Origin of the sequence: Chryseobacterium sp. MHB01, assembly GCF_034651565.1 — a bacterium.
GTDB classification, from domain to species: domain Bacteria; phylum Bacteroidota; class Bacteroidia; order Flavobacteriales; family Weeksellaceae; genus Chryseobacterium; species Chryseobacterium nepalense.
The window spans coordinates 84,910-98,497 of the sequence record NZ_JAYEDA010000007.1 but is presented as its reverse complement, the minus strand read 5'-3'; the positions used below and the strand labels follow the sequence as shown (position 1 = coordinate 98,497).

The 13,588-nt window shown below is 37.0% G+C and carries 12 protein-coding genes; 10 read left to right on the top strand and 2 right to left on the bottom strand.

Annotated features, from left to right (window positions below):
- Window positions 1-2: 2 nt before the first annotated feature.
- The 6 genes from U9K52_RS12670 (at window position 3) to metF (ending at window position 7,390) form a co-directional block, all read left to right on the top strand.
- Complete coding sequence (locus tag U9K52_RS12670; protein ID WP_322926860.1) at window positions 3-1,169, top strand: O-succinylhomoserine sulfhydrylase; 1,167 nt, start codon at window positions 3-5, stop codon at window positions 1,167-1,169.
- 63 nt (window positions 1,170-1,232) lie between these two features.
- Window positions 1,233-2,243: a homocysteine S-methyltransferase family protein gene (locus tag U9K52_RS12665; RefSeq protein ID WP_263601620.1), complete on the top strand. Its 1,011-nt coding sequence runs from the start codon at window positions 1,233-1,235 to the stop codon at window positions 2,241-2,243.
- Between the two features lie 83 nt (window positions 2,244-2,326).
- Window positions 2,327-3,418: a fatty acid desaturase family protein gene (locus U9K52_RS12660; RefSeq protein WP_263601619.1), complete on the top strand. Its 1,092-nt coding sequence runs from the start codon at window positions 2,327-2,329 to the stop codon at window positions 3,416-3,418.
- A 3-nt stretch (window positions 3,419-3,421) separates the two neighbouring features.
- Window positions 3,422-6,088, top strand: coding sequence for a methionine synthase (metH, locus tag U9K52_RS12655; protein WP_322926858.1), 2,667 nt, complete (start codon window positions 3,422-3,424; stop codon window positions 6,086-6,088).
- Between the two features lie 9 nt (window positions 6,089-6,097).
- Window positions 6,098-6,430 (top strand): hypothetical protein, encoded by a 333-nt coding sequence (locus tag U9K52_RS12650; RefSeq protein ID WP_248390324.1) that lies wholly within the window; start codon window positions 6,098-6,100, stop codon window positions 6,428-6,430.
- Window positions 6,431-7,390, top strand: coding sequence for a methylenetetrahydrofolate reductase [NAD(P)H] (gene metF / locus U9K52_RS12645; protein WP_322926857.1), 960 nt, complete (start codon window positions 6,431-6,433; stop codon window positions 7,388-7,390).
- Window positions 7,391-7,483: 93 nt separating this feature from the next.
- On the opposite strand, the gene U9K52_RS12640 is transcribed toward metF, so the two are convergent.
- Both U9K52_RS12640 and U9K52_RS12635 read right to left on the bottom strand, forming a co-directional pair.
- Complete coding sequence (locus tag U9K52_RS12640) at window positions 7,484-7,969, bottom strand: hypothetical protein (RefSeq protein ID WP_263601616.1); 486 nt, start codon at window positions 7,967-7,969, stop codon at window positions 7,484-7,486.
- Window positions 7,970-7,985: 16 nt separating this feature from the next.
- The gene (locus tag U9K52_RS12635) at window positions 7,986-9,140 is read right to left on the bottom strand and encodes a hypothetical protein (RefSeq protein WP_322926855.1); all 1,155 of its coding nucleotides are present in this window, start codon (window positions 9,138-9,140) and stop codon (window positions 7,986-7,988) included.
- A 97-nt stretch (window positions 9,141-9,237) separates the two neighbouring features.
- Here U9K52_RS12635 and folE point away from each other — a divergent pair, with 97 nt between their 5' ends.
- From folE to U9K52_RS12615, 4 genes are all read left to right on the top strand, one after another.
- Window positions 9,238-9,903: a GTP cyclohydrolase I FolE gene (gene folE, locus U9K52_RS12630; protein ID WP_248390338.1), complete on the top strand. Its 666-nt coding sequence runs from the start codon at window positions 9,238-9,240 to the stop codon at window positions 9,901-9,903.
- A gap of 25 nt (window positions 9,904-9,928) precedes the next feature.
- A complete protein-coding gene (locus U9K52_RS12625; RefSeq protein ID WP_263601614.1) occupies window positions 9,929-10,564 on the top strand; it encodes a hypothetical protein in 636 nt (211 codons plus the stop codon).
- 139 nt (window positions 10,565-10,703) lie between these two features.
- Window positions 10,704-12,170, top strand: coding sequence for a cysteine--tRNA ligase (cysS, locus tag U9K52_RS12620; protein ID WP_322926852.1), 1,467 nt, complete (start codon window positions 10,704-10,706; stop codon window positions 12,168-12,170).
- A gap of 203 nt (window positions 12,171-12,373) precedes the next feature.
- Window positions 12,374-13,540 (top strand): T9SS type A sorting domain-containing protein, encoded by a 1,167-nt coding sequence (locus U9K52_RS12615; RefSeq protein ID WP_263601612.1) that lies wholly within the window; start codon window positions 12,374-12,376, stop codon window positions 13,538-13,540.
- Window positions 13,541-13,588 lie beyond the last annotated feature (48 nt).

Here is a 13,588-nt window from a genome sequence, read left to right as displayed (position 1 = left end):
ATATGGAAAATTATAATTTTGAAACCTCCGCTATAAGAACCCAGACGGAAAGAACTCAGTTTGATGAGCATTCAACACCTTTATATTTAACATCCAGTTTTATTTTTCAGGATGCGGAAGATATGAGGGCGAGTTTTGCGGAAGAAAAACAGAAAAATCTGTACAGCCGGTTTTCAAACCCGAATGTAACAGAATTTACAGAGAAAATAGCCAAAATGGAAGGTGCCGAAGCAGGGTATGCCTTTGCAACGGGAATGGCGGCCATTTATTCAACATTTGCCACGTTATTAAATGCGGGAGATCACATCGTAAGCTGTCAGTCGGTTTTCGGTTCTACCCATACATTGTTTACCAAATATTTCCCGAAGTGGAATATTGAAACAACCTATTTCAAAGCGGAAGATGCTGAAAATGTGGAACAATATATTCAGCCGAACACAAAAGTTTTATATCTGGAAACACCTACCAACCCTGCGATCGAGGTTTTGGATTTAGAATTTTTCGGACAGATTGCGAAGAAGCACAATTTAATTTTTATTGTGGATAACTGCTTCGCTACACCTTATTTACAGCAGCCGATAAAATACGGGGCAGATATTGTGGTTCATTCCGCAACCAAATTAATTGACGGACAGGGTCGGGTTTTAGGAGGAGTGGCAGTAGGAAGAGAAGATCTCATCCGCGAAATTTACCTCTTTGCAAGGAATACGGGGCCTGCCATGTCGCCTTTCAACGCCTGGGTGTTGTCCAAAAGTCTGGAAACATTGGCGATCCGTGTTGAAAAACATTGTGAAAATGCTTTAAAAGTTGCCGAATTTCTGGAAGCTCATCCCAATGTAGAATTGGTGAAATATCCATTCCTGAAATCCCATCCGGGGTATGAAATCGCTAAAAAACAGATGAAGTTGGGTGGAAATATCGTAGCCTTCGAAATCAAAGGCGGAATCGAAGGGGGAAGGAACTTCTTAGATAAAATAAAAATGTGTTCACTTTCTGCAAATTTAGGCGATACAAGAACAATTGTTACGCATCCGGCATCAACAACGCACTCCAAATTGTCCGATCACGAAAGGAGCGAAGTCGGAATCACGGCAGGTCTGGTGCGGTGCTCTGTTGGTCTGGAAAATGTGGATGATATTATTGCTGACTTGAAACAGGCATTGGATTAACAACAAACCCGAAGGGTTCAACAATAATAGCCGTAGGTGTAACCTATGGAAAAAATATAAAAAATGAAAAATTCAGAACAATTATACAAAGCATTATCCGAAAGAATTTTAATTCTCGACGGAGCGATGGGAACCATGCTTCAGCGGTATAAATTTGAAGAAGAGGATTACCGTGGCGAACGTTTCAAAAACTGGGAACATCCTGTAAAAGGAAACAATGATTTGTTGTCTTTAACGCAGCCCCACGCAATAGAAGAAGTTCATAAAAAATATCTTGAAGCAGGAGCCGACATCATCGAAACCAATACATTTTCGGGCACCACGATTGCCATGGCAGATTATCATATGGAAGATCTGGTATATGAATTAAATTACGAATCTGCAAAAATCGCCAGAAAAGTGTGTGACGAATTCACCGCTAAAAACCCGGATAAACCACGATTCGTTGCAGGATCTATCGGCCCAACGAACAGAACGGCAAGCCTTAGTCCGGATGTGAACGATCCCGGCTACAGGGCCATTACATTCGAGGAATTGAGAGTGGCCTACAAACAGCAGTGCGAAGCATTATTAGACGGAGGGTCAGATATTTTACTGGTAGAAACTATTTTTGATACTTTGAATGCAAAAGCAGCCCTGTTTGCTATTGATGAAATTCAGGATGAAAGAAGAATCAGCATTCCAATTATGGTTTCAGGGACGATTACCGATGCTTCAGGAAGAACACTGAGCGGACAAACTGCGGAAGCTTTTTTAATCTCTGTTTCGCATCTGAATTTACTAAGCGTAGGTTTCAACTGTGCTTTGGGAGCAAATCAGTTGACGCCATACCTGGAAACTCTGGCGCACAACTCTGGATTTTATGTTTCTGCCTATCCGAATGCCGGCTTACCAAATGCTTTCGGAAAGTACGATGAAACGCCTGAAGATATGGCTGCCCAGATCAAAGAGTATGTGGAAAAAGGACTGATCAACATTATCGGAGGATGCTGTGGAACAACGCCGGATCATATCAAAGCGATTGCGGATCTGGTTTCACAATATCCACCAAGAAAATTGAAGGAATTTGTCTGATTTAATAGAATTTTTTAATTGAATAGGAAGAAAAGGAATGTTTTTTAATATTATCTTTAAGTATCACACAAAATTTAAATATAATGGAAAAACCTATTTACTTAAAAGATTCAGAGGATGCAAAATTGTTTAATGAATTAAGAAAAAAAGTGAACCAGCGGGTAGAAGCAATTCCTGAAAACAGGGATATTTATATTCAGATCAAAGCCGTTATATTGCCTTTGTTGTATTTCGGGCTGTATGTTTTTGCATTATTCAATGCGGAAAATGCCGGATTATATATTTTAAGTTTTGTTTTGATGGGATTAACGCTTGTTTTAATTTATCTTAATCTGATTCACGAAGCAGCACATAATAATATTTTTAAAAGTAAAAAACTCAACAGTCTGGTATTGCAGATTTTCGATTTTGTAGGGGCTAATTCCTATATCTGGAAAAAAAGACATATCGCAAGCCATCATGCTTATCCTAATGTTGACGGTTGGGATACTGATATTGAACAAAGTGGTGTGCTTCTGATTGTTCCGTGGATTAAAGCAAAAGGAGTTCAGAAGTATCAGCATCGGTTTTTCTTCCTGGTATACCCGCTGTATTTATTCAACTGGATGTTTATCAGGGACTTCAGGGATTTTTTTGATAACAACCGTGTGATCCTGAAAACGCAGGGAGCAATTCCGGTAAAAGAAAAAGTAAAGATGATTGCTTATAAACTGTTTTATTTTTTTTATCAGATTGCTGTACCGGTTTTGTTTTTTAAGGTTTCAATAGGTCTTGCACTGGGAGCTTGGTTTTTACAGGTAATTGCAGCAAGTATTTTTGCACTTTTTGTATTGCTTCCATTACACCCGCTGCCTGACAATGCTTTCCCGAAACTGGATGGAAAAAACGGATTGCCTTTCAGCTGGCTGCATCATCAGTTTGAAGTAACGAATGATTTACAGGAAAATAACTGGTTTGTAAGAAATGTGCTGGGGAATTTCAATTTTCATGTTGCCCACCATCTTTTTCCAAATTACAGTTATGCTTATTATAATGAAATTACAGAAGAAATTGAGCAGTTTGCGAGAGATTACGGATTAAATTATAAACGATTTCCGATTGCGACCGCTTTAGGAAAACATGTTGATTTGCTGAAGCAGAATGCAAACAACGCCTATTTTATTTTAGAAGAATAATTAATGAAATATTTAAGATTATCGGGGCTTGAGCCTTTGATCATAACACCGGAAAGTAATTTTATCAATGTTGGCGAAAGAACCAATGTTGCCGGCTCAAAGAAATTTTTAAGATTAATAAAAGAAGAAAAATTTGCTGAAGCATTGGATATAGCACGCCATCAGGTTGAAGGTGGCGCGCAGATTCTGGATGTCAATTTCGACGACGGACTGATTGACGGAAAAGCTTCCATGATCAAATTTTTAAATTTAATAGCATCCGAGCCGGATATTGCCAGAATCCCAATAATGATCGATTCTTCGAAGTGGGAAATCTTGGAGGCAGGACTTCAGGTGGCACAGGGAAAATGCGTGGTTAATTCAATCAGTCTCAAAGGAGGTGAAGAAGAATTTATCAGGCAGGCAAAAGCAATCAAAAGATACGGTGCCGCTGTTATTGTCATGGCATTTGATGAGTTAGGACAGGCAGATACTTACGAACGAAGAATTGAAATTTCAAAGCGTTCTTACGATATTTTGGTGAATCGTTTAAATTTTCCTGCGGAAGATATTATTTTCGATTTAAACATTTTCCCGGTGGCTACCGGTATGGATGAGCACCGCCGAAACGCAATCGATTTCATTGAAGCAACAAGATGGGTTCGTCAAAATCTTCCGTATGCCTCGGTAAGTGGAGGGGTTTCAAACGTTTCTTTTTCATTCCGTGGAAATGATACGGTGAGGGAAGCTATGCATTCTGTTTTCTTATATCACGCCATTCAGGCCGGGATGAATATGGGAATCGTGAATCCTGCGATGCTGGAAGTGTATGATGAAATCAATAAAGAACTTCTTGAGCTGGTGGAAGACGTTATCCTCGATAAAAGGGAAGATGCTACCGAAAGACTTTTAGATTATTCGGAAAAGCATAAATCCATAAAAAAAGAAAAAGTTGAGGATTTAGAATGGAGAAATCATCCTTTGCAGGACAGAATTACCCATGCTTTGGTAAAAGGAATCGACCGTTTTATTGAAGAAGATGTTGAAGAAGCAAGATTGCAGGCGGAAAAACCACTTCACGTTATTGAAATTAATTTAATGACCGGAATGGGCGTTGTAGGAGACCTGTTCGGAAGCGGAAAAATGTTTCTTCCCCAGGTGGTAAAATCAGCGAGGGTCATGAAAAAAGCGGTGGCTTATTTACAGCCATTCATAGAAGCAGAAAAAGACGGCTCAAAACCAGCTAACGGGAAAATTCTGATGGCAACGGTAAAAGGAGATGTTCATGACATCGGTAAAAATATTGTGAGTGTGGTTTTGGGTTGTAACAATTATGAAATTGTGGATCTCGGAGTAATGGTTCCTGCTGAAAAAATTATTCAGACCGCCATTGAACAAAAAGTAGACGTGATCGGATTAAGCGGACTGATCACACCAAGCCTGGATGAAATGGTTTATATCGCACAGGAATTGGAAAGACAGAATTTAAATTTTCCTTTACTAATCGGCGGTGCAACAACTTCAAAAGCACATACCGCTGTAAAAATTGATTTAAAATATAAAAACGCCGTCGTTCACGTAAACGATGCTTCCAGAGCGGTAAACGTGGTAAGTTCTTTATTAGGCGACCGAAATAAGGAATATGTTGCGGATTTAAAAAATGATTATTCCGAATTCAGGGAAAAATTCCTGAACCGGCAGGTGGAGAAAGATTATGTCTCCATCGAAGAAGCCAGAGGAAATAAGTTTAAAATTGACTGGGAAAATGAAGATATTTTTACTCCAAATCAATTAGGAATTACCGTTGTTGAAAATCAGGATTTAAAAGAGTTATTGCCTTTTATTGACTGGTCGCCGTTTTTCAGAAGCTGGGATCTTCATGGGAAATATCCGAATATTCTGGAAGATGAGGTTGTCGGAGTTCAGGCTAAAGAACTGTTCAAAGATGCTCAGGTCATTTTAAAAAGAATTCTGGATGAAAGACTCTTAACAGCAAAAGCCATTTTCGGAATTTTTAAAGCCAATTCCACTGAAACGGACGATATTCTCATCTTTGACAAAGACAACCGACAAAAAGCAAAATTCATTACGTTAAGGCAACAGGCGCAACGATCAAAAGGAAAAGATTATCTGGCGCTGAGTGATTTTATTGCACCACAAAATTCAGGTAAAACAGATTATGTCGGAGCTTTTTGTGTGACAACAGGATTCGGAACTGACGAACTGGCGCAGGAATATGAAAAAGCAAACGATGATTATAACGCCATCATGGTAAAAGCTTTGGCAGATCGTTTCGCAGAGGCCTATGCCGAATTTTTACATAAAAAAGTGAGAACAGAATATTGGGGCTATGCCAATCAGGAAAATTTAACTAACGAAGAATTAATAGCCGAAAAATATAAAGGAATCCGTCCGGCTCCTGGTTATCCCGCCTGTCCGGATCACCTGGAAAAGCACGCCATCTGGGACTTGCTGAAAGTGGAAGAAAACATTGGTGTTTATTTAACAGAAAGTTTAGCGATGTTTCCTACTGCTTCGGTTTCCGGATATTATTTCGGAAGTCCGCACGCAAAATATTTCGGACTGGGAAAGATTGCAGAAGACCAGCTGAAAGATTATTCGGTAAGGAAAGGAATTTCTTTACAGGAAGCAAGAAAATGGTTAAATCCTAATTTGGCAGATGGAATTTAAATAAGAATTATGAAAGACGATTTTGACTTTATTGCGTATTTAAAATATCGGACAACTGATGAAGGAGGACGCATGACTCCTGCTCAATCTAATTACAGACCTCAAGTAAGATTTGATTTTGAGAAATCAACCTCATCTGGAAGACAGGTTTTTATTAATAAAGAATGGGTTTTCCCTGGTGAAGAAGTCGAAGCTGAAATAACACTAATGTCTCCACACCTTTTTAAAAATAAATTATATGAAGGAGTAAAATTTGAATTCCTTGAAGGGGCAAAAATTATTGGAGTTGGAGAAATTTTAAAAATTAAAAACGAAACTTTAAAAAACAACATTTTAAGCTAAATGAAAATCACCGAACATATAAAAAACGCAAACGGAAAAACCTTATTTTCGCTCGAAGTCGTTCCGCCACAAAAAGGCATCGGAATCGAAGATCTTTACAAAAATATTGATCCTTTAATGGAATTCAAACCACCTTTCATTGACGTAACAACTTCCAGGGAAGAATATATTTATATTGATAAAGGAAATGGTTTGATGGAGCGCCGTATTACAAGGATGCGTCCCGGAACGTTGGGAATTTGCGCTGCTATTCAGCATAAATACAATATAGATACGGTTCCGCACCTGCTTTGTGGCGGCTTTACCAAAGAAGAAACAGAATATCTTCTGGTAGACTGTATGTACCTCGGAATCGATAATGTAATGGCGCTTCGTGGCGATGCTATGAAAGGACATCAGTATTTTGAACCCACTATAGGTGGTCATGCCAGTGCGATGGATTTAGTTCATCAGATTAATAATCTGGGAAGAGGTAAATATCTGCACAATGAAGACCAGGAGTGTGATGAGCACAATAAATTCTGTGTCGGCATAGCAGGTTATCCGGAAAAGCATATTGAAGCACCTTCCATGAATTATGATTTAAAATGGCTGAAACAAAAAGTAGATGCTGGAGCCGATTATATCGTAACGCAGATGTTTTTTGATAATAAAAAATTTATGGAATTTGTAACCAAAGCCCGCGAAATGGGTATCACGGTACCTATTATTCCGGGAATCAAACCGATTGCTACGAAGAAGCATCTGAAACTTCTTCCCCAGGTTTTTAAAATTGACCTGCCCGAAGAACTGATCAGTGAAGTGGAAAACGCCAGGAATAATGATGCTGTAAAACAAATCGGGATAGAATGGGCAATCAATCAATGCAAAGAATTGCTTGACTTCGGTGTTCCGGTACTGCATTTTTATTCAATGGGCAAAAGTGACAATATTAAAAAAGTAGCGGGAGCATTATTCTGATAAACTCATACGATCTAAAAAACCTCATCCAGAATGAGGTTTTTTTATTTTAGTTTTTGGCGGCGGCGGAGCCGCCGCCAAAAACTAAACGCATCAAATTTCATTCTGATGTTGTAATAATTTATCAAAAACACTTTTGGTAGTAGGTTTCGAAGAATCAAGATTGAAAATAAACATTCCGCTTTCAATATTGAAATAATATTTCTTCTCCTGATCGGCGATAGAAAACCATTTCAAAAGTCCGTTTACAATATTAACATCTTCCCATTTGATGTTGCTTTCACTCATAGGAAATACGTGCGGATTTTGATGTAGAGTATCTTCAAAATAAATATTTCGGCCTTCAACATATAAAATTCCACTGCCCTGAAATGCTTTGAGCTTAAAGAATTCATTTTGTGTATTTCCCATATTGTATCTTACAAAAGCATAATATTGGGGAGTTCCTATTTTTTCGAGCAGTACTTTCTGCTTTTTCTTTCGGCTTCTCGCAGCAAGATAGGCGATAAGAAAAATAATGGCAGGAATCAATAATATGATGAAAAGAAATAAAACAAGTAAAACAAATACTGAATTCATAAAATATATTTTTAGATTATAGTGTAGGATGTCTTTCAAATTCTTTATTACGATCAAATAAATATCGATAGGTTGCCAGTTTCCTTGTTACCGTAGTATCAAGATTTTCAGCAATTTTAATCATTTTAGGATTGAAATCTCCGATCCACTGCATTTCCGTAACTTTAAAATCAGTATGCTTTCTTAAATGCTGTGTCCCTTCCCAGATCATATATCCTTCAATTCCTTTCCTCTGCCATTCCGGAACCACCCCGAAAACAAGGCCTACCATTTTTTCATTTTTCTTGAATCTTTTTACCCATAAGAATTTAAGTTTTTGAAAAAAGCCAAATTTTCCGTTCATATATTTAAACCATTGATTCAGATCGGGAATATTCATCCACATGGCAATAGGCTTTTCATTTTCATACACAAACCAGGAAATATGCTCATTAATAATAGGTTTCATGGTTTTAAACATCTTCAGTACCTTAGATTCTTCCATGCATTTTCCTTCACCATGAGCCGCCCAGGCTTTATTGTAGATTTCTGTAAAATCTTTTGCGAATTTTTTCAGGGCATTCTTTTTCATGGGTTGAGCCGAAATGTCAGGATTTCGTTGGTGCTTTGCATGCATAACCATAAAAACGCGTGAAACTTCCGCAAAAATAGGTCTTGAAAAACAGAGCTGCTCAAAATAGATCCTGAATCCATAATTTTCAAAAAGCTCCTTATAATAAGGGAAATTATAGTTCATTCCATACAGAGGCTGTTCAAAGCCATCCGTTAGTACACCCCAGAATTTATCCCGCTCCCCGAAGTTGATGGATCCGTCCATGGCTTCCATTCCTCTTTTTTGGAGCCATTCTTTACAGTAATTAAAAATAAAGTCCGCCGTCTTCTGATCATTAATACAATCAAAAAAACCTATTCCGCCGGTCGGCTGCTGCTGTTCGTAAAAATTGTTGACAAATACGGCAACTCTTCCTACGGTGTCATTTTCCTTGTTTTTAAACAAAAACTGGGCGCATTCTCCGTTTTTAAAGAATCTGTTTTTTTCAGGATTAAAGATTTCTTTTATGTCTTTATCTAAAGGTCTGATATAGTTTGGGTCATTTTGATAAAGTCTTCCCGGAAACTCTAAAAATTCCCTTTCCCGGGCTTTGCTTTGTACTTCTTCAGCAATAATCATAACGTAAAGTGATGTTGGCGGCGAAAGATAATGTTTTTCGGCTAAATTAAATATGACGAACAGATTTTATCCGTATTTTTGTGCAAATTAAATAAAAATGGTTGATTTTACGGACAACGACGATGATATTTTCACTGGAAAAGAACATACGCCTATCAGGAAAGATGCTTTTGAGAAATCACCAGAAGAGAAAATAGAAAAAATAACCGTACTTTTTGGAGAAATCATGGAAACACTAGGACTTGATATGACGGATGATTCTCTGAAAGATTCCCCGCGCAGGGTTGCCAAAATGTACGTTAACGAAATTTTTGGCGGACTTCTACCTGAAAATAAACCGGGCATTTCTACCTTTTCAAATAAATACAAATACCGCCAGATGCTGGTGGAAAAAGACATTACCGTATATTCATTCTGCGAGCATCATTTTTTGCCGATTATCGGAAGAGCACACGTTGCCTATATTTCCAACGGTGAAGTGATCGGGCTTTCTAAAATCAACAGAATCGTAGACTATTATGCAAAACGTCCACAGGTTCAGGAAAGGCTTACCATGCAGATTGTTGATGCTTTAAAAGAAGCTTTGGGTACAAAAGATGTTGCCTGTATCATTGATGCAAAACATCTTTGTGTAAATTGCAGGGGAATAAAAGATACGGCAAGCTCTACCATTACTGCAGAATTAAGTGGTATTTTCAGGACCAATCCTATTACAAGACAGGAATTCCTTCACTATGTGGGAAGCCATGCGAAATTGGATTAAATGAAAAATTGTACTATTTTTAACAATGCTAAATGATATCAAATATGAACTCCAATATATCCTTTCAGGAAAGAGCGAAGTTAAGCATGGAAATATTATCCAAGCAATCGCCGGTTACCTTGGAAGAAGCCAAGAAACAGGCAAACTGGCTTCAAAAGAAAAGCCTTTCAAAAGAAAAGAAACATTAGAGTTAATTAATTGGATTAATTCTAATAACTTTTGGTATGATACAATAGACTTTGATCTGTTTGTCTCAGAAGGAGCGGAACAAAAAGTGTATTTGAAAGATGATAGTTCTGTTTTGAAACTTAATGATTCTATTTACTATGAATCATGGTTGGATTACTTTCATAATCTCCTTTTAAATAATTATTTTTTTCCGGATACAGCTTATGAGTTAATTGGATTTTATATGAATTCGGATATCTTATATGCAGTCGTAAAACAAAGATTTGTTAAATTAGATCAATTAACTGATCTTAGAGAAGTCAAAAGTTTTCTTGGTAATAATGGATTTGAAAATATAAGAAACAATGATTATTATAATCCTTCTTTAGGAATTATTCTGGAAGACTTACATGACGAAAATGTTCTTACACAAAAAGGAGTGTTATATTTTATTGATACTGTTTTTTATATTAAACCTCACTTCTGGAAGTAAATTATAATGATAAAATTTAAAAAAATCTCAGATAAAATTTTTATCACAACCATTATTTGTTGTGAAAGATTTATCTTGAATTAAATTTAAAAATCATTTATTAATCATTTATTAATCATTAATTACTACTTATTAAATCATGCAACTAAAAATATACAACTCGCTTACCGGCGAAAAAGAAATATTTAAACCCATTTTAGATGGAAATGTCGGGATGTATGTCTGTGGACCAACTGTTTATAGCAATGTCCATCTGGGAAATGTAAGAACTTTCCTTTCTTTTGATTTCATTTACCGTAGCCTTACTCATCTAGGGTATAAAGTAAGATATGTTAGAAATATCACTGATGCAGGGCACCTTACCGATGATGGTGACGTCAATAACGACAGGTTTGTGAAGCAGACCCGCCTTGAAAAGCTGGAACCTATGGAAATCGTACAGAAATATACGGTAGATTTTCATAAAGTTCTGGAAATGTTTAATTTATTGCCTCCGAATATTGAACCCACCGCAACGGGTCACATTGTGGAGCAGATTGAACTTACACAGAAATTGATTGAGAGAGGATTTGCCTATGAGAGCAACGGCTCCGTCTATTTTGATGTTTTGGAATACAATAGGAGAGGATTAAATTATGGCGAATTATCGAAAAGAAATATTGAGGAACTTTTCGCAAATACCCGTGATCTGGACGGGCAGGGTGAAAAGAAAAATCCTCAGGATTTTGCTCTTTGGAAAAAAGCTTCCCCGGCACATATCATGAGATGGAATTCTCCCTGGGGAGAAGGTTTTCCGGGGTGGCATCTGGAATGTACAGCAATGAGTACAAAATATTTGGGAGAAACATTTGATATCCACGGAGGTGGCATGGATTTGAAGTTCCCGCACCACGAATGTGAAATTGCACAGGGTAAAGCATGCAATGATAGCGCTCCGGTAAACTACTGGATGCACGCCAATATGCTTACCATGAATTCTCAGCGTATGAGTAAGTCAACGGGGAATTATATTTTGCCGATGCAGCTGGTAACCGGAGAAAATGACTTTTTCGAAAAGCCTTTCCATCCGGCAATTGTACGTTTCTGTTTCCTGCAGGCACATTACAGAAGTGTCTTGGATATTTCCAATGATGCCATGCTGGCCAGCGAAAAAGGATTCATCAGGTTAATGGAAGCCGTTAAAGTTTTACAATCCATTACGCCGAATGATGAAAAGCAATCCGGTTTTAGCTTTGAAGAATGGAAAAATAAAGCCTATGATGCATTAACCGATGATTTTAATTCACCGGTTCTTATCGCGCATTTATTTGAAGCTGTAAAATATATTTTTGCTCTAAAGGATGGAAAAGAAACCATTTCAAAAAATGATTTGGAAGATTTGAAATCTACTTTAAATGCTTTAATATTCGATGTTTTAGGACTTCAGACCATTGAAGAAAATAATAACGAAAAACTGGATCAGACGCTGAAGGTTTTAATTGAATTAAGAAATCAGGCTAGAAAATCAAAGAATTTTGAACTGTCAGACCAGATCCGCGACAGGCTTCTTGCGGAAGGCATCGAGCTGAAAGACGGAAGGGATGGAACAACATACGTTTTAAATTAAAATTTTTAAATATTTATATTATAAACTCTCACAGTTGTTTTGTGGGAGTTTTTTTGTATAGATATCATTCTGAATGGAGCAAAGCGAATTGACAGAAAGCTCAAATTCAAAATTCTTCTTTAACCTTAAATTTTTTTAAAATGAATTCAAAAAATACGTAACTTAGTCATAATAAAATGATTAAAAATTAAAATTTATATACTATGAAAAAACATCTATTCCCTTTATTTTTGCTGTTTATCGGTATTAATGCTTCTGCGCAACAGGATTTTTTTGCGCTTGTCGGTAAAGATTCACCAAGTATTATTTTTAACGATTTCCGTACTATTGATGCAAACAGAGGAGTTTCCGGAGAGGTAATTTTTACGGCAGATTCTTCTTCAAAAGTTTTTTCCCAAAACAGAAATGGTGCTGTAACGGAAGATAAGAATACGTATAACAATGCCCAGGCTGTGAATATGGCGACTCTGGCTTACGATGCTTCCAACAATAATCTGGTTTATATGCCAATGTTTTCCTCAAATATCTATGTTTTAAATGCAAAATCACGCGAAATAACATTGGTTGAAAATAACGTGGCAAGAGTTACTTCCTGCGATATCAATTCTCATTTTACAAGAATGACTGCAGGCTATGACGGAAGTATTTACGCAATTAATAATGTAGGGACACAGTTTATCAAAATAAGTAAATCGGGAAATCAATATAACGTCACTGATCTGGGTATCATTACAGATGATGCTGCCAACGGCAAAAGTTCTTTCACGATCATGGAAACCGGTTTTGGTGGTGATATGATTGCTGATGCAGAAGGTAATTTTTATGTGTTTTCCGCATCAGGGAATGTATTTAAAGTCGTGACAAAAGAATTAAAAGCTAAATTTATCGGTAAAATTGCCGGAATTCCTGATAATTATTCGGTAAATGGATCCGCAGTTAATTCAAAAGGGAATGTTGTTATTGCCAGTGCAAAAGGAGCTCCGTTATACGAAGTGGACCTCAATACTTTACAGGCCAAACAGCTTCTGGGAGAGCAAAATCTGCATATTTATGATCTTGCAAGCAAGTATTTTGCAAATGATAAGGCGGCTTTAGGAAATGTCTTCGCAAATATTGATCTCTATCCTACAAGAGTAGATGAAAAATTAATCAATATTAATGTTAATGACAAAACGGTAAAAGGATCTGTAAAACTTAATATTTTTGATCTTTCCGGTAAGAATGTCCTCACACAAGCTTTATCTGTAAAAGACGGATTTTTGAGACAACAGGTGTATCTCAGAAATCTTGTAAGCGGAGCCTATCTCGTAAACATTACGGATGAATCCGGAAAAGTATTACTCAATAAGAAAATTGTAGTGACAGAATAATCATTATCTTTACAATATATCAAGCCTTTTCAAAATATTTGAGAAGGT

Bases quoted from the DNA above. Each gene is read 5' to 3' on its own strand.
- U9K52_RS12640 (WP_263601616.1), bottom strand. From the start codon at position 7,969: ATGAATTCAGTATTTGTTTTACTTGTTTTATTTCTTTTCATCATATTA.
- cysS (WP_322926852.1), top strand. From the start codon at position 10,704: ATGCAACTAAAAATATACAACTCGCTTACCGGCGAAAAAGAAATATTT.
- metH (WP_322926858.1), top strand. From the start codon at position 3,422: ATGAAATATTTAAGATTATCGGGGCTTGAGCCTTTGATCATAACACCG.
- U9K52_RS12635 (WP_322926855.1), bottom strand. From the start codon at position 9,140: ATGATTATTGCTGAAGAAGTACAAAGCAAAGCCCGGGAAAGGGAATTT.
- U9K52_RS12670 (WP_322926860.1), top strand. From the start codon at position 3: ATGGAAAATTATAATTTTGAAACCTCCGCTATAAGAACCCAGACGGAA.
- U9K52_RS12660 (WP_263601619.1), top strand. From the start codon at position 2,327: ATGGAAAAACCTATTTACTTAAAAGATTCAGAGGATGCAAAATTGTTT.
- U9K52_RS12615 (WP_263601612.1), top strand. From the start codon at position 12,374: ATGAAAAAACATCTATTCCCTTTATTTTTGCTGTTTATCGGTATTAAT.
- U9K52_RS12650 (WP_248390324.1), top strand. From the start codon at position 6,098: ATGAAAGACGATTTTGACTTTATTGCGTATTTAAAATATCGGACAACT.
- metF (WP_322926857.1), top strand. From the start codon at position 6,431: ATGAAAATCACCGAACATATAAAAAACGCAAACGGAAAAACCTTATTT.
- U9K52_RS12625 (WP_263601614.1), top strand. From the start codon at position 9,929: ATGCTAAATGATATCAAATATGAACTCCAATATATCCTTTCAGGAAAG.
- folE (WP_248390338.1), top strand. From the start codon at position 9,238: ATGGTTGATTTTACGGACAACGACGATGATATTTTCACTGGAAAAGAA.
- U9K52_RS12665 (WP_263601620.1), top strand. From the start codon at position 1,233: ATGAAAAATTCAGAACAATTATACAAAGCATTATCCGAAAGAATTTTA.